General features: G+C 65.0%; 24 protein-coding genes and 1 other RNA gene. 20 read left to right on the forward strand and 5 right to left on the reverse strand.

The annotated features are described in order from the left end of the window. Positions 1–5 precede the first annotated feature (5 nt). The 4 genes from AAG821_RS10110 to AAG821_RS10125 all read right to left on the reverse strand — a co-directional run bounded on the left by AAG821_RS10110 (position 6) and on the right by AAG821_RS10125 (position 3,658). Positions 6–1,310 carry a TRAP transporter large permease subunit gene (locus AAG821_RS10110; RefSeq protein ID WP_341913175.1) on the reverse strand — a complete coding sequence of 435 codons (1,305 nt, stop codon included), beginning with the start codon at positions 1,308–1,310 and terminating at the stop codon, positions 6–8. Positions 1,311–1,316: 6 nt separating this feature from the next. After that, positions 1,317–1,826 (reverse strand): TRAP transporter small permease, encoded by a 510-nt coding sequence (locus AAG821_RS10115; RefSeq protein WP_341913173.1) that lies wholly within the window; start codon positions 1,824–1,826, stop codon positions 1,317–1,319. Positions 1,827–1,912: 86 nt separating this feature from the next. Beyond that, on the reverse strand, positions 1,913–2,884 hold the full coding sequence (locus AAG821_RS10120) for a TRAP transporter substrate-binding protein (RefSeq protein WP_341913171.1): 972 nt from the start codon (positions 2,882–2,884) through the stop codon (positions 1,913–1,915). Positions 2,885–3,079: 195 nt separating this feature from the next. Beyond that, entirely contained in the window at positions 3,080–3,658 is a 579-nt protein-coding gene (locus AAG821_RS10125; protein WP_341913170.1) for a winged helix DNA-binding protein, read from the reverse strand. Positions 3,659–3,836: 178 nt separating this feature from the next. Here AAG821_RS10125 and AAG821_RS10130 point away from each other — a divergent pair, with 178 nt between their 5' ends. The 3 genes from AAG821_RS10130 to rnpB all read left to right on the forward strand — a co-directional run bounded on the left by AAG821_RS10130 (position 3,837) and on the right by rnpB (position 5,930). Continuing rightward, positions 3,837–4,727: a DMT family transporter gene (locus tag AAG821_RS10130; RefSeq protein WP_341913168.1), complete on the forward strand. Its 891-nt coding sequence runs from the start codon at positions 3,837–3,839 to the stop codon at positions 4,725–4,727. After that, positions 4,724–5,497, forward strand: coding sequence for an N-acetylmuramoyl-L-alanine amidase (locus tag AAG821_RS10135; RefSeq protein WP_341913166.1), 774 nt, complete (start codon positions 4,724–4,726; stop codon positions 5,495–5,497). The genes AAG821_RS10130 and AAG821_RS10135 overlap by 4 nt, the downstream gene beginning before the upstream one ends. A 48-nt stretch (positions 5,498–5,545) precedes the next feature. After that, positions 5,546–5,930, forward strand: an RNA gene (gene rnpB, locus AAG821_RS10140) — RNase P RNA component class A. Positions 5,931–5,955: 25 nt separating this feature from the next. Here the strand turns inward: rnpB and AAG821_RS10145 are convergent. Next, positions 5,956–6,474, reverse strand: coding sequence for a hypothetical protein (locus AAG821_RS10145; RefSeq protein ID WP_341913163.1), 519 nt, complete (start codon positions 6,472–6,474; stop codon positions 5,956–5,958). 359 nt (positions 6,475–6,833) lie between these two features. On the opposite strand from AAG821_RS10145, the gene AAG821_RS10150 reads away from it, so the two are divergent. The 17 genes from AAG821_RS10150 (at position 6,834) to lpxC (ending at position 26,871) form a co-directional block, all read left to right on the forward strand. Continuing rightward, positions 6,834–7,301 (forward strand): MraZ family transcriptional regulator, encoded by a 468-nt coding sequence (locus AAG821_RS10150; RefSeq protein ID WP_341913162.1) that lies wholly within the window; start codon positions 6,834–6,836, stop codon positions 7,299–7,301. Between the two features lie 71 nt (positions 7,302–7,372). Continuing rightward, positions 7,373–8,317, forward strand: coding sequence for a 16S rRNA (cytosine(1402)-N(4))-methyltransferase RsmH (rsmH, locus tag AAG821_RS10155; RefSeq protein ID WP_341913247.1), 945 nt, complete (start codon positions 7,373–7,375; stop codon positions 8,315–8,317). After that, the gene (locus AAG821_RS10160) at positions 8,314–8,844 is read left to right on the forward strand and encodes a hypothetical protein (protein ID WP_341913161.1); all 531 of its coding nucleotides are present in this window, start codon (positions 8,314–8,316) and stop codon (positions 8,842–8,844) included. The genes rsmH and AAG821_RS10160 overlap by 4 nt, the downstream gene beginning before the upstream one ends. Then, a complete protein-coding gene (locus AAG821_RS10165) occupies positions 8,844–10,706 on the forward strand; it encodes a penicillin-binding protein 2 (protein WP_341913246.1) in 1,863 nt (620 codons plus the stop codon). The genes AAG821_RS10160 and AAG821_RS10165 overlap by 1 nt, the downstream gene beginning before the upstream one ends. Further along, positions 10,693–12,183, forward strand: a complete 1,491-nt coding sequence (locus AAG821_RS10170) for a UDP-N-acetylmuramoyl-L-alanyl-D-glutamate--2,6-diaminopimelate ligase (protein ID WP_341913160.1) — start codon at positions 10,693–10,695, stop codon at positions 12,181–12,183. The genes AAG821_RS10165 and AAG821_RS10170 overlap by 14 nt, the downstream gene beginning before the upstream one ends. Further along, positions 12,183–13,610 (forward strand): UDP-N-acetylmuramoylalanyl-D-glutamyl-2,6-diaminopimelate--D-alanyl-D-alanine ligase, encoded by a 1,428-nt coding sequence (locus tag AAG821_RS10175; RefSeq protein ID WP_341913158.1) that lies wholly within the window; start codon positions 12,183–12,185, stop codon positions 13,608–13,610. Before AAG821_RS10170 ends, AAG821_RS10175 begins: the two co-directional genes overlap by 1 nt. Positions 13,611–13,626: 16 nt before the next feature. After that, complete coding sequence (gene mraY, locus AAG821_RS10180) at positions 13,627–14,712, forward strand: phospho-N-acetylmuramoyl-pentapeptide-transferase (RefSeq protein ID WP_341897992.1); 1,086 nt, start codon at positions 13,627–13,629, stop codon at positions 14,710–14,712. Between the two features lie 7 nt (positions 14,713–14,719). After that, complete coding sequence (gene murD, locus AAG821_RS10185; protein ID WP_341913156.1) at positions 14,720–16,108, forward strand: UDP-N-acetylmuramoyl-L-alanine--D-glutamate ligase; 1,389 nt, start codon at positions 14,720–14,722, stop codon at positions 16,106–16,108. Continuing rightward, positions 16,105–17,229 carry a putative lipid II flippase FtsW gene (ftsW, locus tag AAG821_RS10190; protein WP_341913155.1) on the forward strand — a complete coding sequence of 375 codons (1,125 nt, stop codon included), beginning with the start codon at positions 16,105–16,107 and terminating at the stop codon, positions 17,227–17,229. The genes murD and ftsW overlap by 4 nt, the downstream gene beginning before the upstream one ends. Continuing rightward, positions 17,226–18,386: an undecaprenyldiphospho-muramoylpentapeptide beta-N-acetylglucosaminyltransferase gene (gene murG, locus AAG821_RS10195; protein WP_341913154.1), complete on the forward strand. Its 1,161-nt coding sequence runs from the start codon at positions 17,226–17,228 to the stop codon at positions 18,384–18,386. The genes ftsW and murG overlap by 4 nt, the downstream gene beginning before the upstream one ends. Continuing rightward, positions 18,383–19,816, forward strand: coding sequence for a UDP-N-acetylmuramate--L-alanine ligase (murC, locus tag AAG821_RS10200; RefSeq protein ID WP_341913152.1), 1,434 nt, complete (start codon positions 18,383–18,385; stop codon positions 19,814–19,816). Before murG ends, murC begins: the two co-directional genes overlap by 4 nt. Beyond that, positions 19,813–20,748: a UDP-N-acetylmuramate dehydrogenase gene (murB, locus tag AAG821_RS10205; RefSeq protein ID WP_341913150.1), complete on the forward strand. Its 936-nt coding sequence runs from the start codon at positions 19,813–19,815 to the stop codon at positions 20,746–20,748. The genes murC and murB overlap by 4 nt, the downstream gene beginning before the upstream one ends. Then, positions 20,741–21,658, forward strand: coding sequence for a D-alanine--D-alanine ligase (locus tag AAG821_RS10210; RefSeq protein WP_341913149.1), 918 nt, complete (start codon positions 20,741–20,743; stop codon positions 21,656–21,658). The genes murB and AAG821_RS10210 overlap by 8 nt, the downstream gene beginning before the upstream one ends. Then, on the forward strand, positions 21,646–22,569 hold the full coding sequence (locus AAG821_RS10215; RefSeq protein ID WP_341913147.1) for a cell division protein FtsQ/DivIB: 924 nt from the start codon (positions 21,646–21,648) through the stop codon (positions 22,567–22,569). The genes AAG821_RS10210 and AAG821_RS10215 overlap by 13 nt, the downstream gene beginning before the upstream one ends. A gap of 32 nt (positions 22,570–22,601) precedes the next feature. Next, entirely contained in the window at positions 22,602–23,843 is a 1,242-nt protein-coding gene (gene ftsA, locus AAG821_RS10220; protein WP_341913146.1) for a cell division protein FtsA, read from the forward strand. Between the two features lie 120 nt (positions 23,844–23,963). Next, positions 23,964–25,748 (forward strand): cell division protein FtsZ, encoded by a 1,785-nt coding sequence (gene ftsZ, locus AAG821_RS10225; protein WP_341913144.1) that lies wholly within the window; start codon positions 23,964–23,966, stop codon positions 25,746–25,748. A 163-nt stretch (positions 25,749–25,911) separates the two neighbouring features. Beyond that, the gene (gene lpxC / locus AAG821_RS10230) at positions 25,912–26,871 is read left to right on the forward strand and encodes a UDP-3-O-acyl-N-acetylglucosamine deacetylase (RefSeq protein WP_341913142.1); all 960 of its coding nucleotides are present in this window, start codon (positions 25,912–25,914) and stop codon (positions 26,869–26,871) included. The last annotated feature ends 40 nt before the right edge of the window (positions 26,872–26,911 follow it).

Here is a 26,911-nt window from a genome sequence, read left to right on the forward strand (position 1 = left end):
ACCTCTTATTGCCCGATCATCTGGGTGGGCAGCCAGGTGGCCAGGCCGGGGAAGAAGACCATCAGGGCGACCGCCACGCACATCAGCAGGAACAGCGGGAATGCCACCTTGGCGATATAGGTGATCTGGTGCCCGGTCATGCCCTGCAGCACAAACAGATTAAAGCCGACCGGCGGGGTGATCTGGGCCATTTCCACCACCAGCACGATGAAGATGCCAAACCAGACCAGGTCTATGCCGAGACGTTCGATCATCGGTAACACCACGGCCATGGTCAGCACCACCATCGAAATGCCATCCAGGAAACAACCGAGAATAATATAGAACACCATCAGCACCACGATCAGCGCACCGGCAGACAGGCCAAGCTGATCGATCCAATCGGCCAGATGGCGCGGCAGGCCGGTAAAGCCCATGGCCAGCGTCAGGAAGGCGGCCCCCGAAAGGATGAGCGCAATCATGCAGCTGAGCCGTGTCGCCCCCATCAGGCTGTCAAGAAAGGTCTGTCTGTTCAGGCTGCCTTGCGTCCAGGCCACGATCAGGGCGCCGACGACGCCCAGGCCGGCGGCCTCGGTGGCAGTGGCGAGGCCGACATAGATCGACCCCAGCACGGCAACGATCAGGCTCACGGTGGGCAACAGATGCCGCGAGGCCCAAAGCTTCTGTCCAAAGCTCAGGGTTTCCGTTGGCTGCGGCACCTTGTTCGGATTGAGCCAGGCCCAGATGATGATGTAGCCCATGAACAGGCCGGCCAGCAGGATGCCGGGAATTACGCCGGCAATGAACAGCTTGGCGATCGAGACGTCGGCGGCAACACCATAGACGATCATGATCAGCGACGGCGGAATCAGCAGGCCGAGCGTGCCGGCACCGGCCAGCGTGCCGATGATCATGTCTTCAGGATAATTACGTGCGCGCAGTTCTGGGATCGTCATCTTGCCAATGGTGGCGCAGGTGGCAGCCGACGACCCGGAAACCGCGGCGAAGATGGTGCAGCCGATCACGTTGGTGTGCAGCAGGCGGCCGGGAATCCGCGTCATCCAGGGGGCCAGGCCGCGGAACATGTCTTCCGACAGTTTGGTGCGGAACAGGATTTCACCCATCCAGATGAACATCGGCAGTGCCGTCAGTGTCCAGCTGGAGGCCGAGCCCCAGATGGTGGTGACCATGGCATCGCCAACCGGGCGCGAGGTGAACACTGCCATGGCGATCCAGCCGCAACTTAGCAGGCCGAGCCCAATCCATAAGCCGGCAGCAAACAAGGCAAACAATGCGGCAATCAGGAAGCCGGCGATCAGGAGCTGTTCCATGGTGATTTATTCCGTATGGGCTATTTCGGAGAGATCGGTCCGTGGGCGTTCGCCGCGCAGGACCAGGACGAGCTCCTCGATATAGGCAAGCACCAGCACAGTTGTGCCCACGGCCATGCCAAGTTGCGGAAGCCACAGGGGTGTTGCGTCATTGGCTGATGAAATGTCATGGAATGCGAATGACCACCAAACCATTTTTGCACTGAAGAAGGCCAAGGCGCCGCTGATGGCTATGGCAAGCAGTACGCACCAGACCTCGAGAATCCGCCGCTTCTTCTCACCCAGGCGATTCAAGATCAGCGTGACGCGGATGTGGTCGCCATGCACGAACGTGTTGGCCAGTGCTAGGAAGGATGCGGCGGCCATGAAATAGCCGGCATATGAGTCGATGCCGCGGATATAGAAGTCTAGCTGACGGCCCAGGATACTGAGCAGGATACAGCCGAGCATGGCGATCATAGACAGGCCGGCGAGCCATCCGCAGACGCGGTATAGCGAGGCGAGCAGAGCACGCATAAGAGTATCCCCCGATACAGGAAACGCCGGCTTGCCGGCGGCAGCATGAAATAACGGGCGGCGTTGTCGCCGCCCGTTACCAGGTCTTACATCGCCTTGTAGGCTTTGATGGCTTCCTCGCCATCCGCGCCGGCCTTTTTGAGCCACTCTTCTGCCAGCGTGTTGCCGATCTTCTTCAGACTGGACTGCAGGGCCGGAGACGGCGGCAACACCTGCATGCCGCCCTTGATCAGCGCAGCCTTGGCAGCTTCAGTTTCTTCTGTTGCCATTTCCCAGCCGCGAGTCTCGGCGGCGGCGGCGGCATCGAGCAGGGCCTTCTGTGTGGCCGGATCGAGCTTCTTCAGCGAATCCTTGCCGACGAACACCATGTTCTTCGGCAGCCAGCTCTGCACATCGTAGAAGTACTTCAGGCTTTCCCACACTTTGGCATCACGGCCGGTCGAGGCTGAGGTGACGAAGGTGGTGACCACGCCGGTGGCCAGCGCCTGGGCCAGTTCGGCAGCCTGGATGGTTACCGGCTGGGCGCCCACCAGCTCGGCGATGCGTGAGGTTGCCGGGTTGTAGGCGCGGAACTTGGTGCCTTTCAGATCTTCGACGGCATTGATTTCCTTTGCGGCAAACAGTCCCTGCGGCGGCCACGGCACGGTGTAAAGCAGCATCATGCCCTGGGCATCCAGCTTACGCGCCACCACCGGTTTCTGCGCTGCGTAGAGTTTCTTCGCCTCGGCAAAGGAGGTGGCAAGGAAAGGCACGGTATCGAGCCCGAAGATCGCCGTCTCGTTCTCGATGTTTGACATCAGAACCTCGCCGATCTGCACCTGGCCGGTCTGCACTGCGCGCTTGATCTCGGTCGCCTTGAACAGCGAGGCGTTGGCATGCACGGTGATATCCAGCTTGCCGCCGGATAGCTTCTTCGCGTCTTCGGCAAAGGCTGCCAGATTCTTGCTGTGGAAATTGTTTACCGGATAGGCCGCGGGCAGATCCCATTTGGTCTGCGCCACCGCGGGCACCGCCGCCAAAACGACCGCGAGCGCGGCCAGAACGGATTTCACCTGCATCATCATATCCCCGCTATGCAGCCTGACCGTGTCGGCCGCTGTTGTTTTCCCTGTGCCGGTCTGGCCGGCGCGGCAGACGATGTCGAAACGTTGATAAATTGTCAACGTAAAATCATCAAAACATCATTGTAGCGCGAATGATCTGCGCTTGTGCCGCGGGAAACGGCAGTGCGCCCGGAATTTGTGCGGAAAGAGTCAGAGCGAGGCAGCGGCGCGGGCGGCCTGATCGTAGATACCCGACAGGGCCCGCATCAGGTCGGCCAGGCGGGAGAGGTCGACATGCGGTTGGCCGATCAGGGCCATGGCATCGACCAGCAGCTGGTCGCGGATCTTGCGGTATTCGATGCAATAGTCGCGGCCGATCTGGGTCGTGCTGTAGAAGATTTCCTTGCCGCGCTTCTCGCCGGCAACCAGATCCAGCCGCACCAGCTTTTTCATGGCGTAATTCACTGTGTGGGTGTCTTCGATATCCAGCACAAGGCAGATATCGGCCAATCGCTTGGAACGCTCGCGATGGTTCACGCTATGCAGCACCAGCACGTCCAGACTGGCAAGATCATGCAGGCCGGCGGCATTCATGCAGCGCACAACCCAGCGGTTGAAGGCATTGCCGGCCATCATCAGGGCGAATTCGAACTCGCTCAGCTCCATCAGCTTGTTGGTGGCGAGATGGGCCGAGGATACGATCGGACGATGGGGCTCAGTGCGCCCCGCGGTGATTTTCCCGCCATGGGGCGGTTTGGCCTTCGTGGTTTTCGATTTTGCCTTCACCATGTCTCTGCCCTCTCATCGCCCTGCATGCCTGCAAACCGGGCAGAACCCCGGCATAACCGGAACAGGGGCCGCATACCCCCCTTGCAGCCAGTGCATGGCCCATCTGTAAACAAGCGTAGCCCGCGGCAGCCCGGCTTTGCTAGGGTCGCGCACCATGAAGCCCCAGCATCTGTCCCTTATGCTCTTGATCTGTGCGATCTGGGGCGGCAACTTTGTCGTCACCAAGCTTGCGGTCGATCATTTCCCCCCCGTGCTGTTCACCGCGCTGAGGTTCGCGCTGGTTGCCGTTCTGACGCTGCCCTGGCTGCGCTGGTGCCCCGGCCAGATGCGCAACGTGATCATCGCCGCACTGTGCATGGGAACCCTGCATTTCGCCCTGATCATCATCGGCATCGCCAAGGCCGACGATGTTTCGGTGGTGGCGGTGGTAACCCAGCTGGGCGTGCCGATTTCCACCCTGATGGCCGTACTGTTCCTTGGCGAGCGGGTGCGCTGGAAGCGCAGCCTGGGCATAGCCCTGGCCTTCAGCGGCGCGGTGGTGATCAGTTTCGACCCGAAAGTGATGAACTACCAGGTCGCCATCGGCCTCATCCTGATGGCGGTGATCATTTTCTCGATCGGCCAGATCACGGTGCGCCGCATCCATGATGTGAATACCTTCACCATGCAGGCCTGGGTCGGCATCCTCAGCGCGCCCAGCCTGCTGCTGATCTCGCTGCTGCTGGAAGACGGGCAGGTCGAACAGACCCTGTCGGCCAATGTCTGGCACTGGGGCGCGATTGTTTATGCTGCCGTCCTGGTGTCGCTGATCGGCCATGGCGGCGCCTATTACCTGCTGCGCCGGTATCCGGTCAGCATCGTCAATCCCGGTTTCACGCTGGCGCCGATCTTCGGCGTGCTGGCCGGCGTGTTTTTCCTCAACGAGCAGCTGAGCGGTCGCGTGATTCTTGGCTCGGCCATCACCCTGCTGGGCGTCTTGATCGTCGCCACGCGTGAAGGCAAGGTGGCCGATGCACGGGGCGTGGCCCCGGAAAAGGCGGCGCTGGAAACCAAGGGAGCCGGTGATTGACCCTGTCCTTTATCGAGCATCCGTCGCCGAACTTTGACGAACGCAGTGGCCGCCGGCCGGTCGATATGGTGGTGCTGCATTATACCGGCATGCCGACGGCAGCAGCGGCGCTGCAGCGCCTGTCCGACCCCGAAGCCAAGGTCAGCGCCCATTACGTGATCGATGAAGACGGCACGATCTATCGCCTGGTGCCGGAAGACAAGCGCGCCTGGCATGCCGGCGTTGCCTTCTGGCGCGGCGTGCGTGATGTCAATGCGCGCTCGATCGGTATCGAGCTGGTGAATCCGGGTCATGAATTCGGCTACCGCGAATTCCCCGCCGTGCAGATCGATGCGCTGATCGCCCTGCTGAAAGACATGGCCTCGCGCTACGACGTGATGCCGGGCAATTACGTCGCCCATTCCGATATCGCACCGATGCGCAAGGAAGATCCGGGCGAACTGTTTCCCTGGCATCGGCTGCATGCCGCCGGTTTCGGTCGCTGGTGGGCGGGGGACTTCAAGGTTTCGCCGCATGCGCCTTCGATGCAGCCGGGCGAACGCAGCGGCGCCGTGCTGGAACTGCAGGTCGCACTCGATCGCATCGGCTACGGCATCGAGGGCAGCGGTTTCTACGATCCCGCCACCGAGGCCGTGGTGCGCGCCTTCCAGCGCCACTGGCGCCAGAGTCAGGTCGATGGCATCAGCGATGCCGAGACCACCAGCCTGATCCGCCACATCGCCGACCAGGTGAATATGCGCCGGATCAGCAGCGAGCGCGCTGCCAGCTGACCCTTTCTGCTTGACGGAACTTGCGCCGGGGCCTACCTGTGCGCCGTGCCAGACGGCTGGACGGTCGCGGCGTTCTTCGGAGCGTCGAGGAAAGTCCGGGCTCCACGGAAACACGGTGCCGGGTAACGCCCGGCGGGGGCGACCCCAGGGACAGTGCCACAGAGAGCAGACCGCCATCACTCGCAAGACTGATGGCAAGGGTGAAAGGGTGCGGTAAGAGCGCACCGCGCGTCCGGTAACGGAAGCGGCATGGCAAACCCCACCGGGAGCAAGACCAAATAGGGATGGCCGCAGGTGCAAGCCTGCAGAACTGTTTCCGGTTTGCCATCCGGGTCGGTCGCGCGAGGCGTCCAGCAATGGGCGTCCCAGAGGAATGACCGTCCAGCTCATGCAAATGAGTGGACAGAACCCGGCTTACAGGCCGTCTGGCGCCTTATTCTGAAACTGAATGATTTAAATCAGCGACTGACGCGCAGCAGGAAGGCATCCGGAATCTGTTCCGGGCATTCGGTGAAATGCGGCTCGAAGATCGCGGAGAAGCCCTGCTTGGCACGGGTGTCGAGACACCAGCGCTTGCCGTCTTGCGATTTCAGCGACAGGCCACCACCTTTGATGTCCCACAGCTGCGGCAATTGTTCCAGCATTTCGGTATTCAGCGCGCAGGCCGAAACCACCAGGATCTGGGCGCGTGGCTCCATCGCCAGGCAGTAGCTCGGGTTGGCGGCAAAGAAGATCTGGTAGGCATTCTGCTGCAGCGGCCGGCTGATGAAAAAACCCTGCGTCAGGTTGTCGATGTTGAACTCGCAGGGCGACAGCAGCACGTTGGCGCGCAGGCGCTTGATGTCGTTGTTGATCAGCTGGGTGGTCAGGCACTGGTTGTTGGCGGTGCCGGCCACGACGGCGAAGCGTTTCAGCGACGGCGCCTCGCGCGGCAGGAATTCATTGACTGCTGCAAGCCCGGCAAGCGGCGCCAGCACAACAGCCGCACAAACGGCCGTCCGCGCAGCGGCCATGAGCCGCCGGGCCGCTCGTCCCCCGACATTGCGAATGCCAATCTGCATGGCTGATCCTGCGCCTTCCCCTGTTGTGTCGATGTAGTCCGAGCAAGGCGGCGAGATCAAGGCGGATCGATGAGAACAAATGAGAACATTAAGTGAATTTATTAGGACCGCCATGCGCGCAAGTGCCCGTGATCATTGGCCGATCAGGGGCTCGAATCACCATAACAGACCGTTAATTTCCATTGACCCCCATATAGGCCCATGTTATCCCATCCTATCCCAGGTCAGGATGCCCGATGGGGGCAGTTCGCCGGGAGAGAGCGCGGGGGCGCGGCGTGGAGCTGTTTCTCTCCACCTTCAAGAATCGGATCGACGCCAAGGGACGGGTTTCCGTGCCGGCGCCGTATCGCGCCCTGCTGACCCGCCGCCAGCCCGAAGGCGGCCTGATCCTTGGCCCCGACATTTCTGCGCCGGCGCTGGTCGCTGGTGGTCGCGACTATCTCGATGGCGTCAATCGCCGGATCGATGAGCTGCCCGATCTGCATCCCGAGCGCGAAATGCTGATCGACGGCCTGCTGCCGTTTCTGAGCGAACTCAGCCTCGACCAGGAAGGCCGCATCCAGCTGCAGCCGCAGTTTCTTGAGCATGCCGGCCTGGCGTCGCCCGGCGAGGCGGTCTTTGTCGGTCGTCGCCACAGCTTCCAGATCTGGGAACCCAAGGCCTGGGATGCCCGCGCCAGCGAAGCGCGGGCCAAGGCCGCCGCCTGGCTGCGCAGCGGCGGCAATCCGGGGGCAAAATCGTGAGCCCGGCGGATCGCACCCGCCCGCAAGACACAAACGGCCATGAAAAAGCCGCAGGAGCGGTTCATCTCTCGGTGATGTGCAGTGAAGTCGTGGCGGCGCTCAATCCGGGCGCCGGCGACGTTGTGGTGGACGGGACGTTTGGTGCGGGTGGTTACAGTGCGGCCCTGCTGGCTGCGGCGGAGTGCCAGGTGATCGGCATCGACCGCGACCCCACCGTGCAGGTCCATGCCGATCGCGTGTCTGCCGCCTATCCCGGTCGTTTCCGTTTGCTGGCTGGCCGCTTCGGCGACATGGCCGATCTGCTGCAGGCCATCGGCATCGACGGCGTGGACGGTGTGGCGCTGGATATCGGTGTGTCATCCATGCAGCTCGACCAGGCCGAGCGCGGTTTCTCCTTCCAGCAGGACGGTCCGCTCGACATGCGCATGGCTGACCGGGGCGAGACCGCCGCCGATATCGTCAATTCGCGCGACGAGGCCGAACTGGCCGATATCATCTATCTCTATGGCGAGGAGCGCCGCGCCCGTGCCGTGGCGCGCGCCATCGTTGCCGCCCGCGTTGAGGCGCCCATCACCCGCACACGCCAGCTGGCGCAGATCGTCGCCCGCGTCGTGCGCGCCGCGCCGGGCATCAACCCGGCGACCCGCACCTTCCAGGCGTTGCGCATCGTGGTGAATGACGAACTGGGCGAGCTGAAGCGCGGCCTGGTCGCAGCCGAAAAGCTGCTCAAGCCCGAAGGCCGGCTGGCCGTGGTGTCTTTCCATTCGCTGGAAGACCGGGTGGTGAAGCATTTTCTCGATCGCCGCTGCGGCAAGCAGACCGGCAGCTCGCGCCATCTGCCGCAGGCCAATGTGGCCGTTCGCGCGCCGTCGTTTGAACTGCTGCACAAGGGTGCGCTGGCGGCTAGCGACACCGAGACAGCGGCCAATCCGCGCGCCCGGTCCGCCAAGCTGCGTGCAGCAAAGCGCACGGCTGCGCCGGTCTGGCCCGATGATGACATGCGGGAGGCAGCATGAGCCGCGGCCTTTCGCTGATCGCTCTGCTTCTGCTCGCCGTCGTATCCTTCGGCCTCTACCAGCTGTCCTATGAAGTGCAGCGGCTGGAAGACGAGCTGATCGAACTCAATCGTGCGCTGGGCCAGGAGCGCGAAACCATCGGCGTGCTGCAGGCCGAATGGAGCTATCTCAGTCGGCCCGATTACCTACAGGGCAAGGCCCAGCGCCTGCTGGAGATGCGCGGCACCACGGCCAAAGACATCATCGCCATTGAATCGCTGCCCTGGCGCCAGGATCGCGGCCAGTCGGCTCCCGCGCCGGTCACGCCGGTTCCGGCACTGCCGCCGCTGGCGGCTGCGCCTGTTGCACCGCCCGCGCAGCCGGTGGTGACCGCGCCGGCCGTGTTGCCACAGGCTGCCGCCACATCCATGCAGGTCGCCGCCAAGCCGGTGGGCGACACGCCGGCGCCGGCAGGCTTCGATGCCGAAGTCGCCGCCGTGCTGGGCGCCATGCAGCGCCCCGGCAAAGATCCGCGGAGGGCTCCGTGATGGCGCTGTTCCGCCGGTCGCAGAAATCACCGCAGAAGATGAAGCCGCGTCCGCCCTGCACGCCGGCCGACATGCCCGGCAGCCCGGCGCTGGTGCGTCTGGAAGGTGCGGCCAAGCAGGCGCTGGATGCCAGCCGCGGCCGCCTGGTCATCGGCATCGGCCTGTTCTCGCTGGCCTTCGTGCTGCTCGCCGGCCGCCTGGTCGAACTCACCGTGCTGCGCGGCGCCGCCGAGCCGGCGCTGGCGCGTGGCTTCAATCCGGAACTGGCTGCCAAGACTGCGCTGATGGATCGCCAGCCGGTGGTTGATCGCAACGGCCAGATCCTGGCGACCAACCTGAAGATCGCCTCGCTCTACGCCGATCCGCGCAAGCTGCAGAACCCGGCCGAGGCCGCCACGCGACTGGCCCAGGCGCTGCCCGAACTGCCGGTCGGCGAGGTGCAGGCCAAGCTGGCATCGGGCAAGAGCTTTGTCTGGCTCAAGCGCGGCCTGACCCCGCGCGAACAGTATGAGGTCAACCGCCTCGGTATCCCGGGCCTGTATTTCCATAACGAGCAGCGCCGGGTTTATCCGCAGGGCCCGATGGGCGTGCATGTCGTCGGTTACACCGATATCGACGGCAAGGGCATTTCCGGCGTCGAGCAGCATTTCGATGAGCAGCTGCGCGACCCGACCCGCACCGGCGATCCGCTCGAACTCAGCATCGATGTGCGCGTCCAGCATGTGATGCGCGACGAAGTGGCGCGCGCGATCGAGTATTTCAACGCCATCGGCGGCGGCGGCATCGTGCTGGATGTTCATACCGGCGAGATCATTTCGCTGGTCAGCTTGCCCGATTTCGATCCGGCCGAACCCGGCACGGCCAGCAAGGAGTCGCGCTTCAATCGGATCACGCTCGGCGTGTACGAGATGGGCTCGACGATGAAGACGCTGAATACGGCGATGGCGCTGGATTACGGCACCGTCAAGCTGAACGGCGGCTATGACGCCAGCCGGCCGATCCAGATTTCGCGCTTCACGATCAAGGACGATCATCCGAAGAACCGCTGGCTCAGCGTGCCCGAGATCTTCATGTATTCGTCCAATATCGGCTCGGCCAAGATGGCCGTCGATGTGGGCCCCGAACGCCAGCGCGATTTCATGCAGCGTTTGGGCATGCTGAACAAGCCGGCGCTGGAACTGCCCGAGATCGGTGCGCCGCTGATTCCGCGCAATTGGAAGACCGTCGAGACCATGACGATTTCATTTGGTCACGGCCTGTCGGTGACACCGCTGCAGCTCGCCACTGCCACGGCCGCCATCGTCAATGGCGGCGTGCTGCATCCGCCGACCCTGATCAAGCGTCCGCCCGGCCTGCCGGCGCCCGGCCGGCAGGTGATCCGCCGCGATGTCAGCGACACCATGCGCAAGCTGATGGCGCTGGTGGTGGAAGAGGGCACCGGCTCCAAGGCCGGCGTGCAGGGCTATATGGTCGGCGGCAAGACCGGCACTTCGGAAAAGGTCAACGAGCGCGGCGGCTATAACCGCAAGGCGCTGTTCAACACCTTTGTCGCCGGCTTCCCGATGCACAACCCGCGCTACATCGTGCAGGTGATGCTGGACGAGCCCAAGGGCAACAAGAGCACGTACGGTTTCGCCACCGCCGGCTGGACCGCGGCGCCCACCGCCGGCCGTGTCATCAGCCGTATCGCCCCGCTGCTCGGCGTGCCGCCGGTGGACGAGAATTCGCCGGCGCTGCGCCAGGCCATGTATGTGCCGGTCCCGGGCCAGCCGATGCCGAATTTCGCCGCCGTTCCGGTCAGCCCGGTGCCGGCAACCGCAACGACCACCAGGACGCAGGAGAAGAAACTTGCGGCTCAGTGAGCTTTGCGCCGATCTCCCGCTCGACCCCCGCGCCGCCGCGCTGGATGTCGCCGGCCTGACTGCCGACAGTCGCGCCGTGCGCCCGGGCTATGTCTTCGCCGCGCTGAAGGGCACCCAGGCCGATGGCCATCGCTTCATCCCCGATGCGCGTGAAAAAGGCGCGGTCGCGGTGCTGAGCGACCATGTCGATCCGGCCTTTGCCGGCCAGATCGCCTTTGTCACCGATGCCAATCCGCGCCGCCGGCTGGCACTGATGGCGGCAAACTTCTTCGGCGCACAGCCGCGCCATATCGCGGCGGTCACCGGCACCAATGGCAAGACCTCGGTGGCGAATTTCACCGCGCAGATCTGGAGCCGGCTGGGCTTCAAGAGCGCCAGTCTCGGCACGCTCGGCCTGCATGGTGCCGGCCTTGACCTGCCGGTGGCGCATACCACGCCCGACCCGGTGCGCCTGCATGAGCTGCTGAGCAAGGCGCAGCAGGCCGGTGTCGAACATCTGGCGCTCGAAGCCTCCAGCCATGGCCTCGATCAGTTCCGCCTTGACGGCATCGTGCCGCAGGCCGCGGCCTTCACCAATCTGACGCGCGACCACATGGACTACCATGCCTCGGTCGAGGCGTATTTCAATGCCAAGCTGCGGCTGTTCGATACCCTGCTGCCGCCTGGCGGTGCCGCCGTCATCAACATGGATTCCGCGCTGGGCGCCAAGGTCGAGCAGATCTGCACCCGCCGCGGCCAGCGCCTGATCCGCTATGGCCTGCTCGGCACTGAACTCAAGCTGCTGTCCGCCGTGCCGCATGCCGGCGGCCTGCAGGTCGAGGCCGAAGTGTTCGGCGTGCGCCGCCATCTCGACCTGCCGCTGATCGGTGGCTTCCAGGCCGGCAATGTGCTGGCCGCCGTCGGTCTGGTGGTCGGCTGCGGCGTGCATCCGGCGGCAGCCTGGGAAACGCTTGGCCATCTGGATGGCGTACCCGGCCGCATGCAGAAGGCCGCACAGCGCAAGAATGGCGCCAGCATCTTTGTCGATTACGCGCATACCCCCGACGCGCTGGAAACCGTGCTGAAGGCGGCGCGGCCGCATGCAGCAAACCGCCTGGTGGTGGTGTTTGGTTGCGGCGGCGATCGCGATCGCGGCAAGCGTCCGCTGATGGGCGAAGTGGCAACCCGGCTGGCTGACCGCGTCTATGTCACCGACGACAATCCGCGCAGCGAGGATGCGGCAATGATCCGCGCTGCCATCATGGCGGCGGCGCCTGGTGCACATGAAATCGGTGATCGTCGCGAGGCGATCTTTGCCGCTGTCGCTGAATTGCAGGCGGGCGATCTGCTGCTGGTGGCCGGCAAGGGCCATGAGCAGGGCCAGATCGTCGGCCATGAGGTGCGTCCCTTCGACGACCTGCTGGTGGCGCGCGAAGCCATGTCTGCAGCCGATGCAGGGTCTGGTTTGGGCAGCGCACCATACGGAGGTAAAGGTTAATGGAAGCTTTCGCGCTCTGGACGTCTGCCGAAGCCGCCTCCGCCACACATGGACAGGGCGCCGGTTTCTGGACTGCAAGCGGTGTCTCGATCGACAGCCGCACGGTTGGCTTCGGCGATCTCTTCATCGCCATCCGTGGTCCGAATTTTGACGGCCATGCCTTTGTCGCCGATGCGCTGGCGAAAGGTGCCGCGGCTGCGATGGTCGACAAGGGCCCGGAAACACTGCCCGGCATGAATCTGCTGCGCGTGAAGGATACCTTCCAGGGTCTCAACGATCTGGCCGCCGCGGCGCGCCAGCGTTGCGGCGCCAAGGTGATCGGTGTCACCGGCAGTGTCGGCAAGACCTCGACCAAGGAAATGCTGCGTCAGGTGCTGGCCGAGCAGGGCGCCACCCATGCATCGGCCGGCAATCTCAACAATCACTGGGGTGTGCCGCTCACGCTGGCGCGCATGCCGGTCGACAGCCGCTTCGCCGTGATCGAGATGGGCATGAACCATGCCGGCGAGATCGAACCGCTGTCGCGGCTGGCGCGTCCGCATATCGCCATCATCACCACCATCGAGCCGGTGCATCTGGAGAATTTCGACAGCATCGAAGGCATCGCCGATGCCAAGGCGGAAATCTTTGCCGGCCTGGAGCCGGGCGGCATCGCCATCATCAACCGCGACACGCCGCATTTCGACCGCCTCGCCGCTGCGGCGCGCGCGGCCGGTGCGGCCGACGTGATCGGCTTCGGTGAACATCCGCAGGCGCAGGCCCGGCTGGTGAAATACGCGCCGCATTCCTCCTGCTCCTGCGTGGCGGCGGATATCCTCGGCCATCCGATGACCTTCAAGATCGGCGCACCCGGCCGCCACTGGGTGCTGAACGCGCTCGGCGTGCTGGCGGCCGTGCATCTCGCCGGCGGCGACTTGGCCGAGGCCGGCATGGCGCTGGCCGGCGTCACCGCGCCGAAGGGCCGGGGCGAACGCCATGCGCTCGACTGGCGCGACGGCGGCCAGATCGAGCTGATCGACGACAGCTACAATGCCAGCCCGCCCAGCATGCGCGCCGCCTATGCCGTGCTGGCGATGGCCAAGCCGAGCGGCCCGCGCGGTCGCCGCATCGCCGTGATCGGCGACATGCTGGAACTCGGCCCCGAGGAACAGATCGCCCATACCGGCCTGGCCGAAGACCTGGTGCGCGAGAAGATCGATCTGGTCTTTGCCTGCGGCCCGCTGATGAAAGGCCTGTATGACGCGCTGCCGGCGCAGATGCGCGGCCATTACGCACCCAACTCGCTTGAGCTGATCCAGCCGCTGCGCCGTGCCATCCGCAGCGGCGACGTGCTGCTGGTCAAGGGCTCGCTGGGCAGCCGCATGGGCAAGATTGTCGAAGATTTGTTGAACCCGGCACCGGCGCCACGCGCCGCCAACGGCTGGTAAGGAAAGCTCAAAAAGAATGCTGTATCACCTGCTGTATCCGCTGGCCGACGAGATCAACATCCTCAATCTGTTTCGTTACATCACCTTCCGCACCGGCGGGGCGATCCTGACTGCCATGGTGCTGTCGTTTGTGATCGGCGAGCCGCTCATCAACTGGCTGCGCGCCAAGCAGGGCCGCGGCCAGCCGATCCGCGATGACGGCCCGGAAGGCCATCTGGTCAAGCGCGGCACGCCCACCATGGGCGGCTTCCTGATCCTGCTCGGCATCGGCGTCGGCACGCTGCTCTGGGCCGATCTCAGCAACCGCTATGTCTGGGTGGTGTTGCTGGTCACCTTCGGTTTCGGCCTGATCGGTTTCTATGACGATTATCTCAAGGTCACCAAGCAGAATCCGAAAGGCGTGCCGGGCAAGCTGAAGCTGGTGCTGCAGATCGTCATTGCCGGCTTTGCTGCGGTGTGGATCAACCAGATTGCCGCAGCGCCGCTCAACACCAGCCTCGCGGTGCCGTTCTTCAAGGATGTACTGCTCAATCTCGGCTGGTTCATGATGCCGTTTGCCGCCTTTGTCATGATCGGCGCCTCCAATGCGGTGAACCTCACGGACGGTCTCGACGGCCTCGCCATCGTGCCGGTGATGATCGCCGCCGCCAGCTTCGGCCTGATCTGTTATCTGGTCGGCAACACGGTGTTCGCCAATTACCTGCAGATCCACAATGTCGCCGGTGCCGGCGAACTCGCGGTGTTCTGCGGCGCGCTGGTGGGTGCCGGCATCGGCTTCCTGTGGTTCAACGCGCCGCCCGCCATGGTGTTCATGGGCGATACCGGTTCGCTGTCGCTCGGCGGCGCGCTCGGCACCGTCAGCGTGATCGTCAAGCATGAACTGGTGCTGGCGATCATCGGTGGCCTGTTCGTGCTCGAGACCGTGTCGGTGATGGTGCAGGTGGCCAGCTTCAAGCTGACCGGCAAGCGCGTCTTCCGCATGGCGCCGCTGCATCACCATTACGAAAAGAAGGGCTGGAAAGAGCCAACCATCGTCATCCGCTTCTGGATCGTCGCGGTGATCTTGGCGCTCGCCGGCCTCTCCACCCTGAAGCTGCGGTAAGCCACGCATGATCGCGCTCACCCACACACGCGGACAGACCTGGGCGGTGTTCGGCCTCGCACGCAGCGGGCTGGCCACGGCGCGGGCGCTGATCGCCGGCGGCGCCGAGGTGCGCCTGTGGGATGATACAGAATCGTCGCGCGCCGCTGCCGCTGCGGCCGGTTTCCAGCCGATGCAGCTGCATGAAGCCGCCCTGGTGGGCTGCGCCGGCCTGGCGCTGGCACCGGGCGTGCCGCTCACCCATCCGGTGCCGAACCAGGTGGTGGCCAATGCCCAGCGCGCCGGCCTGCCGATCATCGGCGATATCGAACTGCTGCTGCGCGAGCTGAAGCCGGTTGTCTATGGCATCACCGGCACCAACGGCAAATCCACCACCACGGCACTGCTGGCGCATGTGCTGACATCCGCCGGCCGATCGATGGCCATGGGCGGCAATATCGGTCAGGCCGTGCTCGACCTGCCGCGCTTCGAAAGCGAAGCAGACGGCGTTTACGTCATCGAAATGTCGTCCTTCCAGATCGACCTGACTCCGGGCTGGCAGGCACGTATCGCCGTGCTGCTCAACATCACGCCGGACCATCTCGACCGCCATGGCAGCATGGAGGCCTATGCCGCGATCAAGGCGCGCATCTTCGGTGCGCAGGGTGCGGGCGATACGGCCGTGATCGGCGTCGATGACGATCATTGCCGCGCCATCCATGCCGCTCTGGCGTCAGAGCAGGGCGGCCGCAGCATCGTGCCGATCTCCATTCTCCGGGTGCTGGAGCAGGGTGTCAGCGCCGTCAACGGCACGCTATACGACAATGGCAAGGCAGTCTTCGCCCTCGATTTCCCTGCCTTGCCCGGCGCCCATAACGGCCAGAATATCGCTGCCGTCTATGCCGCCGCTCGCGCCGCCGGTCTCGATGCGGCGGCGATCCGCAGCGGTATTGCCAGCTTCCCCGGCCTGAAGCATCGCCTGCAGCGTGTTGGCAGCATCGACGGCATCAGCTGCATCAATGACTCCAAGGCCACCAATGCGGATTCCACCGAAAAGGCGCTGGCGGCTTTTGAGAATGTCTACTGGATCGCCGGCGGCAAGGCGAAAGAGGGCGGCATTGCCAGCCTGAAGCCGCTGTTTCCGCGCATTCGCCGCGCCAGCCTGATCGGCGAGGCGGCCACCGCTTTCGCCACCACCCTGGGCAGCGCGGTGCCGCATGCGCTGTGTGGCACGCTGGACAAGGCGCTCGACGATGCGCTGGCCGCCGCGCGCAGGGATCGCATTCAGGATGCCGTGGTGCTGCTGTCGCCGGCCTGCGCCTCCTACGACCAGTTCAAGAGTTTCGAGCATCGTGGCGACGAATTCATCCGCCTGGTGGCCGAACGCAGCACGGACGAGCAGGGAGCTGCGGCATGATCACGTTTTCGCGTACCGATACCTCCGTGCTGGGCCGCTGGTGGTGGACGGTCGACCGCTGGCTGCTGATCGCCATTGCCGTGCTGATCGCGGTCGGCACCGTGCTGACACTGGCGGCTTCGCCGGCCGTGGCCAACCGCATCGGTCTCGCCAACTTCCATTTCGTGCAGCGCCAGATGGTCTATCTGGTGCCGGCGATGCTGATCATGGTCGGCACCTCGCTGCTCGATCCGGTCGGTATCCGCCGCGTCGCCATCGTGGTGTTCCTCGGCGCGCTGGCCGGCATGTGCCTCACCTTCGTCATGGGCATCGAGGTCAAGGGCGCGCATCGCTGGATTTCCTTCGGTGGCCTCTCGGTGCAGCCGTCCGAATTCGTCAAGCCGGCCTTTGCCGTGGTTGCCGCCTGGCTGTTTGCCGAATGGCGCAAGGGGACAGGGTTTCCCGGCTGGGCGATCTCGACCGCGCTGTGCGGCATCGTCGTCGGCGTGCTGCTGCTGCAGCCTGATCTGGGCATGGCCGTGGTGGTCTGCGCCGTGTGGATGGCGCAGTTCTTCATCGCCGGCCTGCCCATCGTGCTGGTGCTGGCGCTGGGCGCGCTCGGCCTTGCCGGCATATTCGGTGCCTATCTGGTCTTCCCCCATGTCGCCAGCCGCATCGACCGCTTCCTCGATCCGGCGGCGAAGGAGAATTACCAGATCGAACGCGCCATGGAGGCTTTCGCCGCCGGTGGCATCTGGGGTCGTGGGCCGGGCGAGGGCGCGGTGAAGAGCGTGCTGCCCGATGCGCATACCGACTTCATCTTCGCCGTCGCGGGCGAGGAGTTCGGCCTGTTCGCCTGCCTGTTCATCGTCGGCATTTTCGCTTTCATCGTGCTGCGCTGCTTCTCGCGCCTGATGACCGAGAACAACCTGTTCGTACTGCTGGCTGCTGCAGGCCTCACCACCCAGTTCGGCCTGCAGGCCGTGATCAACATCGGCGTCAACCTGCATCTGCTGCCGACCAAGGGCATGACGCTGCCGTTCATTTCCTATGGCGGTTCGTCGCTGCTGGCGCTGGCCTTTGCCATGGGCATGCTGCTGGCGCTGACCCGCTGGCGTCCCGATAACGGGGCAGTGCGATGACCGCTGCTGAGAATCCGATCCTGCTCGCAGCCGGCGGCACCGGCGGCCATGTCTTCCCGGCCGAGGCACTGGCGGCCGAGCTGCTCAAGCGCGGCCATCGCGTCGGGCTGGTCACCGATACGCGCGGCAAGGGCTTTGGCCAGAACCTGCCGGAACTGCCGCTCTATCGCATTCCTGCCGGCACGCCCAGCGGCCGTTCGCTGCCGGGCAAGCTGATGAGCATGGTGGATATCGCACGTGGCGTGCTGGCGGGCCTCACCCTGCTCGGCCTGACCCGGCCGGTGGCCGTGGTCGGCTTCGGCGGCTATCCGGCGCTGCCGCTGCTGCTGGCGGCAAGGCTGCGCAAGATTCCCATCGTCATCCATGAACAGAATGCGGTGCTCGGCCGCGTCAACCGCCTGGTCGCGCGCTTTGCCGCCCGCATCGCCACGTCGTTCCCGGCCACGCATTTCCTGCCCGAACATGTTGCGGTCACCGTCACCGGCAACCCGGTGCGCCCGGCGATCCTGGCCGCGGCCGATGTGCCTTACCATGCACCGGAGCAGGCCTTGCGCCTGCTGGTGCTGGGCGGCAGCCAGGGTGCCCGCGTGCTGTCGGATGTGGTGCCGGCGGCGCTGGCGCTGCTGCCGGCTGAGATGCGCAAGCGGCTGAAAGTGGTGCAGCAGTGCCGGCCGGAAGACCTTGAGCGCGTGCGTGCCACCTATGATGCCGCCGGCATCAGCGCTGAGACCGCCAGCTTCTTCACCGATGTGGCGCAGCGGCTCGCTGTTGCGCATCTCGCGGTCAGCCGCTCCGGTGCCAGCAGTACGGCCGAGATCGCCGTGGTCGGCCGTCCCGCCCTGCTGGTGCCCTATGCCCATGCGATGGACGATCACCAGACCGCCAATGCCCAGGCGCTCGCCCATGCTGGCGGCGCCCAGGTGATCGCGCAGGACAAGTTCACCATCGAGCGGGTCACAGCGGCCTTCGTCAATCTGCTCGGCGACCCTGCCGCACTCAGCGACATGGCCTCTGCGGCACGCAGCGTCGGCCGGCCGCTGGCGGCGCAGGCGCTGGCCGATCTGGTCGAACGCGTCGCCACCGAACATCGCCAGGCTGCGGCCACTGCCGCACAGCCGGCTTCCAGAGATCATTCAGTGAAGAGGACTGCGGCATGAGAGCGTTGCCGCTCGATATCGGCATCATCCATTTCGTCGGCATCGGCGGTATCGGCATGTCCGGTATTGCCGAGGTGATGCACAATCTCGGCTATCAGGTGCAGGGGTCCGACCTCAGCGCCAACTACAATGTGAAGCGCCTGCGCGATCTCGGCATCACGGTGTTCGAGGGTCATCGCGAGGAGAATGTCGCCGCTGCCGAAGTGCTGGTGGTGTCTACTGCCGTGAAGCCCGACAACCCGGAAGTGAAGGCGGCCCGTGCCCGCCTGATCCCGGTGGTGAGGCGCGCCGAGATGCTGGGCGAGCTGATGCGCCTGAAATGGGCCATCGCTATTGCCGGCACCCATGGCAAGACCACCACCACCTCGCTGGTGGCGGCCCTGCTGGAAGCTGCCGGCATGGACCCCACCGTGATCAACGGCGGCATCATCAATGCCTATGGCACCAATGCCCGCCTCGGTGCCGGTGAATGGATGGTGGTGGAAGCCGACGAAAGCGACGGCACTTTCCTGAAATTACCGGCCACCATTGCCGTGGTCACCAATATCGACCCCGAGCATCTCGACCATTACGGCACCTTCGACAAGGTGCGCGACGGCTTCAAGCAGTTCGTCGAGAACATTCCCTTTTACGGTTTCGCCACGCTGTGCATCGACCACCCGGAAGTGCAGGCGATGATCGGCCGCATCACCGACCGTCGTGTCATCACCTACGGTTTCTCGCCGCAGGCCGATGTGCGCGCCGTGAACGTGACCTTCGATGCGCGTGGTGCCACCTTCGACGTGCAGTCGACCGATCGCACGCGTGGCACCAACGACACCATCACCGGCATCCATCTGCCGATGTTCGGTCGCCACAATGTTCAGAACTCTCTCGTTGTTGCTGCCATCGCCCGCGAAATGGGATTCGGCGGCGATGTGGTGAAGAAGGCGCTCGGCAGCTTCGGTGGCGTCAAGCGCCGCTTCACCATCACCGGCACCGCCGGCGGCATCACCGTGGTCGACGATTACGGCCATCATCCGGTGGAAATCTCTGCCGTGCTGTCGGCCGCCCGCCTCGCGCTGGGCGACCGGCCGGAGGCCAGGGTGATCGCGGTGGTGCAGCCGCATCGTTACACGCGCCTGCGCGACCTGTTCGAGGATTTCTGCTCGTGCTTCAACGATGCCGATACGGTGATCGTGGCCGATGTCTATGCGGCTGGCGAGGCGCCGATCGAAGGTGTCAGTCGCGACGCCCTGGTCGAGGGCCTGCGCAATCGCGGCCATCGCCGCGTGCTGGCGCTTACCGCCCCGGATCAGTTGGCGGCACTCGCGGCCCAGGAAGCTGCGGCTGGCGACCTTGTTGTCTGTCTCGGTGCCGGCAGCATCACCACCTGGGCCAATGCGCTGCCGGGTGAATTGCAGGCCCTGCTCGGCAAGGGGGCGGCATGATGGCAGCCGAACTGATCCGGCAGGATGACCTGATTGCGCGGCTGCCCGCCGTGCGCGGCCGGCTGTCGGCGCAGGCGGCGCTGGCCGAGATCACCTGGTTCCGCGTCGGTGGCGCGGCGGACGTCATGTTCCGCCCGGCCGATCGCGACGACCTGATCGCTTTCCTGAAAGCCAAGCCGGCCGATGTGCCGGTCACCGTGCTGGGTGTCGGCTCCAACACCCTGGTGCGCGATGGCGGTGTCGCCGGCGTGGTGATCCGTCTGGGGCGCGGCTTTGTCGAAATCGAGGCTGATGGCGATGAGATCACTGCCGGGGCCGGTGCCCTCGATGTGAATGTGGCGCAGACCGCGCAGATGCATGGCATCGCCGGGCTGGAATTCCTGCGCGGCATTCCCGGCACGGTCGGCGGCGGCCTGCGCATGAATGCCGGCGCCTACGGCACCGAATTCAAGGATGTGCTGCTCTGGGCCGAAGCCGTCGACATGCAGGGCAATCTTCATCGGCTGACGCCGGCCCAGATGAAATTCAGCTATCGCCACACGGACGTACCGGAAGACTGGATTTTCCTCGGCTGCCGCCTGAAGGGCCGCGCCGGCGACAAGGCTGCAATTCAGCAGCGCATGGACGAGATCCAGGCCGCGCGTGAAGCCAGCCAGCCGATCCGCACCCGCACCGGCGGTTCGACTTTCGCCAATCCTGAAGGCCACAAGGCCTGGCAGCTGATCGATGCTGCCGGCTGCCGCGGGCTGGTGGTGGGCGATGCGCAGGTGTCGGAACAGCATTGCAATTTCCTGATCAACCGGGGCAAGGCCACGGCGGCCGATCTGGAGACGCTGGGCGAGACCGTGCGGCAGAAGGTGAAGGCCCAGAGCGGCATCGAGCTGCGCTGGGAGATCAAGCGTATCGGCAAGAAGGACGGCGGCCATGAGTAAGCATCATGTCGCGGTCCTGATGGGCGGCTGGTCGTCGGAGCGCGAGGTTTCGCTCACCTCCGGCCGCGCCGTGTCGAAGGCGCTGAAGGACGAGGGCTTCAAGGTCACCGATATCGATGTCGGCCGTGATCTCGGCGCCAAACTGGCCGCCGTGAAGCCCGATGTTGCCTTCAACGCGCTGCATGGTCCCTATGGCGAGGACGGCACGGTGCAGGGCCTGCTGGAAATCCTCGGCATTCCCTACACCCATTCCGGCGTGCTGGCCTCGGCGCTGGCGATGAGCAAGCCGATGGCGAAGGATGTGTGGCGCAGCCACGGCCTGCCGATGGCCGACGGCAAGGTGGTGCATCGCTCGGCGTTTTCGGCCGGACCGGTGATGCCGTTCCCCTATGTGATCAAGCCGCTCAACGAGGGCTCGTCGGTTGGCGTGCATATCGTCTTCAACGGCGACAACTATCAGCCGCAGGACGATGCCACCTGGCATTTCGGCGAGCATGTGCTGGTCGAACAGTATATCCCGGGCCGCGAGATCCAGATCGCGGTGATGGGCGACCGCGTGCTGGGGGCTATCGAGATCAAGGCGCATGGCCGCTTCTACGACTATGAAGCCAAGTATACCGATGGCAAGGCCACGCATCTGATGCCGGCGCCACTGCCGAAGGCCGTGTACGACGATATCTGCGCGCTGGCCCTGAAGGCGCATCAGACGCTCGGCTGCCGTGGCGTGACGCGGTCTGACTGGCGCTATGACGATACCGCGGGCGGCACCGGCAAGTTCTATCTGCTGGAGATAAACACCCAGCCGGGCATGACGCCGCTGTCGCTGGTGCCGGAAATCGCCGCGCATCAGGGCATCTCGTTCGGCCAGCTGGTGCGCTGGATGGTGGAGGACGCCTCATGCGATCGCTAGTCGTGCTCCCCGAAGACCGTCCCTGCGCGCCCTGCGCGCCGACCATGCCGCCGGCGCGCCCGAAAGGCTATTGCCGGCCGCTGCCGCCAGCCCGCAAGCGGCCGAAATCGGTGCTGTGGCGCCGGGTCAAGCAAAGCCTCAGCGTGCTGCTGGTCGCCGGCTTCGCCGGTGGCGGCGCCTATGTCTGGTTCAAGACCGACTGGCCGGCGCAGGCGCGTGCCATGGCACAGGAAGTGGTGGGCGAGGCGGGCGCCACGGTCGACATGCGGCTGGGCGAAGTGAACCTGCAGGGCCGCGTGCATGCGCCGCTCGATGCGCTGGCCGATGCGGTTGGCGTCGAGCGCGGCGAACCGATCCTGGCGCTCGATCTGGATGCCGTGCGCCGCCGCGTCGAAGCCATCGGCTGGGTCAAGCAGGCGACCGTGTGGCGTCAGCTGCCCGACACCCTGCATATCGAGATCGTCGAGCGCGAGGCCTTCGCGCGCTGGCAGATCGATGGTCGCGTCTACCTGATCGATGCCGACGGCAAGATGCTGGAAGAGGGCGACCGTCCCGACTTCCACCACCTGTTCCTGCTGGTCGGTTCCGGCGCATCCGACAAGGCCCATGACCTGCTCGGCATGCTGCAGAGTGATCCCATGCTGGCATCGCGCGTGGTCAATGCGATCCGCGTGCGCAACCGCCGCTGGGACATCGAATTCGACAACGGCATCGTCGTGCGCCTGCCCGAAGACGGTGCCGCAGCGGCCTGGGCCCGCCTGATCGAGCTGGAGCGCAGCCATGGCCTGCTGCGCCGCGATATCAGGGTGGTCGACCTGCGGCTCGACGACCGCCTGATCGTACAACTGAACCCGGATATCGACGCGCCGCCGCCCACCACGTCGCCGCGCCCGGGAAAGAAACGGACATGAAGATGCGCATTGCTCGCGAGGGGAACTGAACCATGGCTGTATCGCGCAACGGATTGATCGCCGCGCTGGATGTCGGCTCGTCCAAGGTCTGCTGCTTCATCGCGCGTAGCGATGGCGGGGCGCTGCGGGTGATCGGCATCGGCCACCAGCTGTCGCGCGGCCTGCGCAACGGCAACGTGATCGACATGGATCAGGCCGAACAGTCGATCCGCGCCGCGGTGGAAACCGCCGAACGCATGTGCGGCGAAACCATCCGCGACGTCTTCGTCAGCGTGAATGCCGGCAATCCGCAGTCGCACAGCGTCGGTGTCGAGGTCGCCATCGACGGCCATGAGGTCACCGACCACGATGTGGCGCTGGTGCTCGACCAGGGCCGTCGCCATGAGCATCCGGGCGATCGCGAGATCGTGCATTCGATCCCGGTCGGCTACACCATCGACGGCTCGCGCGGCATCAAGGACCCGCGCGGCATGGCCTGCGAGAGGCTCGGCGTGAACATGCATGTGATCACCGCCGGCTCCGGCCCGCTGCGCAACCTCTCCACCTGCGTTGCCCGCGGCCATCTGCGCATCGCCGGGCGCATCGTCTCGCCCTTTGCCGCCGGTCTGGCCTGCCTGGTCGAGGACGAGATGGACCTGGGTGTCACCCTGCTCGATATGGGCGGCGGCACAACCAGTCTCGCCGTCTTCTATGACGGCCAGCTGGTGCATGTGGATGTCGTGCCGCTGGGCGGCCATCATGTCACCAACGATATTGCCCGCGGCCTTTCGACCCCGCTGGCCCATGCCGAACGCCTCAAGACGCTCTATGGCACCGTGCTGCCGTCGCCGTCCGACGATACCGAGACCATCGATGTGCCGCAGGTCGGCGAGATCGACGATCACGCCCATAACCAGGTTCCGCGCTCGATCCTGACCGGCATCATCAAGCCGCGACTCGAAGAGACGCTGGAACAGGTGCGCGAGCGACTCGCGCAATCCGGATTCGAGAAGCTGGCCGGCCGCCGCGTGGTGCTCACCGGCGGTGCCAGCCAGCTGCAGGGCGTGCGCGAACTGGCCGCCCGCATCCTCGACAAGCAAGTGCGCCTGGGCCGACCGATCCGTGTCGGCGGCCTGGCAGAGGCAACCGGTGGTCCGGCCTTCTCGGCCTGTGCCGGTTTGCTCTCCTACGCTCAACAGCAGGCGGCTGAGCGCATGATCCGTTTGCCCGAACCCGAGCCCGCACCCAACGGCACGATCTCACGAATCGGCCGCTGGTTGCGGGCCAATTTCTGACCGCATGGTGATGACAATGGAGACCACTTCAAAAACACCTAGCAACCACGCGGTTTTTGCAATGTCGCTTGCATCATGCAGCGACTTTGGTCAAAGCAACTTGTAACCCTGGAGGAGAACATGGGTATCAATCTCACCATGCCGACCACGCGGGAGCTGAAGCCCCGCATCGTCGTCTTTGGCGTCGGCGGTGCCGGCGGCAATGCGGTTAACAACATGATTGCCGCCCAGCTTGAGGGCGTCGAGTTCGTGGCCGCCAATACCGACGCCCAGTCGCTGAACATGTCGCTCACCGAGCGGCGTATCCAGCTGGGCACCGCGCTGACCCAGGGTCTGGGCTGCGGCGCCCGGCCGGAAGTCGGCCGCGGCTCGGCGGAAGAATCGATCGAACAGATCCTCGAGCACCTGCAGGGCAGCCATATGGCCTTCGTGGCGGCCGGTATGGGCGGCGGCACCGGTACCGGTGCGGCCCCCGTGATCGCCCGCGCGGCCAAGGAAATGGGCATCCTCACCGTCGGTGTGGTGACCAAGCCCTTCTCGTTCGAGGGCAGCCAGCGCATGAAGCTGGCCGAGGCCGGCATCCGCGAGCTGCAGCAGTATGTCGACACCCTCATCATCATCCCGAACCAGAACCTGTTCCGGGTGGCGAATGAGAAGACCACCTTTGCCGATGCCTTCAAGATGGCCGATAACGTCCTGCAGTCGGGCGTGCGCGGCATCACCGATCTGATGGTGATGCCCGGCCTGATCAACCTCGACTTCGCCGACGTCCGTTCGGTAATGAGCGAGATGGGCAAGGCCATGATGGGCACCGGCGAGGCCGAGGGCGAGCATCGCGCCATCGAGGCGGCCGAGCGCGCCATCGCCAATCCGCTGCTGGACGATATCTCGATGAAGGGCGCCCGTGGCGTGCTCATCAATATCACCGGTGGTCCGGACCTGACCCTGTTCGAGGTCGATGAGGCCGCCAACCGCATCCGCGAGGAAGTGGACCCAGAAGCCAATATCATCGTCGGCTCGACGCTGGACGCCAATATGGAAGGCCGCATGCGGGTTTCCGTGGTTGCCACCGGCATCGATGTCGTGGCCCAGCAGGCCGGCCAGCCGCAGACCTCGCCGGGCCTGCGCCTGGTCACCCCGCCGCAGGCCAAGCCGGTCAGCTTCGGTGCCGTCGCGCCGCGCGCTGCCCAGCCGGTTGCTGCCATGCAGGCGGCGCCGATGATGGCGCCGCCGGTCGCGCAGCCGGTGGTTCAGCCGGTTGTCGCCCAGGCGACGGTCGCGCCGATGACGGTCCCCATGACGGCTGGTGCCACCGCTCTGGCGATGCCCGAGCCGGTCGCCGAACCTGCTTACGAGCTGCCGGCGCCCGCCGAGCTGCCCGAAAGCGTGATGGCGGGTGTTGCGCTGCAGGCCGGCGAGCCGGCCGCAATCATCGCGGCGGCTCCGGTGATGGAACCGGCGCAGCCGCGGCCCTTCGCGGCGGCACTGGCCGAAGCCCAGGCGGCCCCGGTCACCTTCGTTCCGCCGGCGCCCCAGCCGATGCCGGCAGCGACGATGGCGGGCGAGGCCCTGCGCCAGCCCGATCCCTTCGCCGAAGCCGACATGGTCAACAAGCCGGTTGAGCCGAAGAAGAAGACCAGCCTGTTCGACCGGATCACCGGTGCGGCCCGCCGCGCCGAGGCCGAGCCGGCTCCGCTGACACGCCAGGCCGAACCGCAGTTCACCCGCCAGGCCCCGCCGGCTGCCCCTGTGGCACCGCCGATGGCGTCTGCGGCGACCGTGCGTGTCGAGCCGCCGCGCCAGGCCGATCTGGGTCTGGTCGCTTCGGCCGAACGGGCGGTGCCGACCCGGCCGCAGGACGATTTGCTGGATATTCCAGCCTTCCTGCGACGACAGGCGAATTGAGGCTTTAAAACCCGATTTAACGCTTTGATTTATATGTGAAAATCGGCGTTACAACTGGTTACATAGAGTGATTTGTTGAAGCCGGGGGTGGTTGCTACAACCATCCCCGGTTTTCTTTTTGCGCGAACCCGTCCGATTCGCGATCCAGTTCAAGGAGTTCCCAGTGCTCAATTCCGGCAAGATCGCCCAGAAGACGCTGAAGAACCGCATCAAGTGCTCCGGTATCGGTCTGCACAGCGGGACGAAGGTGACTCTGGTGCTGAATCCGGCTGCGCCTGACACTGGTGTGGTGTTCCGTCGCGTCGACCTGCCGGGCCGGCCGCTGGTGAGCGCCCGTTTTGACCAGGTCACCGACCTGCGCATGTGCACCACGGTTGCTGCCGGCGAAGGCATTTCGATCGGCACCGTCGAACATCTGATGGCGGCGCTGGCCGGCCTGGGCGTCGACAACGTGCTGATCGATATCGATGGTCCGGAAGTGCCGGTGATGGACGGTTCGTCCGCGCCCTTCGTCTTCCTGATCGAATGCGCCGACCTGATCGAACAGGTCGCGCCGCGCAAGTATCTCAAGGTGCTGAAGCCGATTTCGGTGAGCGAGGGCAATGCCTCGGCGACGCTGACTCCGGCCGATGGTTTCACCATCGATTTCGAGATCGAGTTCGCCAACAAGATGATCGGCCGCCAGAGCGCCGAATTCCAGCTTGAGCCGGGCCGCTTCAAGGCCGATATCGCACGCGCGCGTACCTTTGGTTTCGTGCAGGAAGTTGAACAGCTGCGCGCCATGGGCCTGGCCCGTGGCGGTTCGCTGGAGAATGCCGTGGTGCTCGGTCATGACCGGATCCTCAACGATGACGGCCTGCGCTACGACGACGAGTTCGTGCGCCACAAGATCCTTGATGCCCTGGGCGATCTGTATCTCGCCGGCGCGCCGCTGATCGGCCGCTATGAAGGCCGCCGTTCCGGCCATGCCGTGAATAACAAGCTGCTCAAGGCGCTGTTCGCTGACCAGAGCGCCTATGCCTGGACCACCCATACCAAGCTGCGCGAGACCGCGCGGATCATGCCGGTGGCCGAACTGGCCGGTGGCCGCCAGCGCCAGATTGCCGCCGAGGCTGCACTGTAAGCCACCGCGTCATTCCTGATTTAAAAAGCCCCGCTTCGGC

The sequence above is a fragment of the Ferrovibrio terrae genome (genome assembly GCF_943372915.1).
Classification (GTDB): domain Bacteria; phylum Pseudomonadota; class Alphaproteobacteria; order Ferrovibrionales; family Ferrovibrionaceae; genus Ferrovibrio; species Ferrovibrio terrae_A.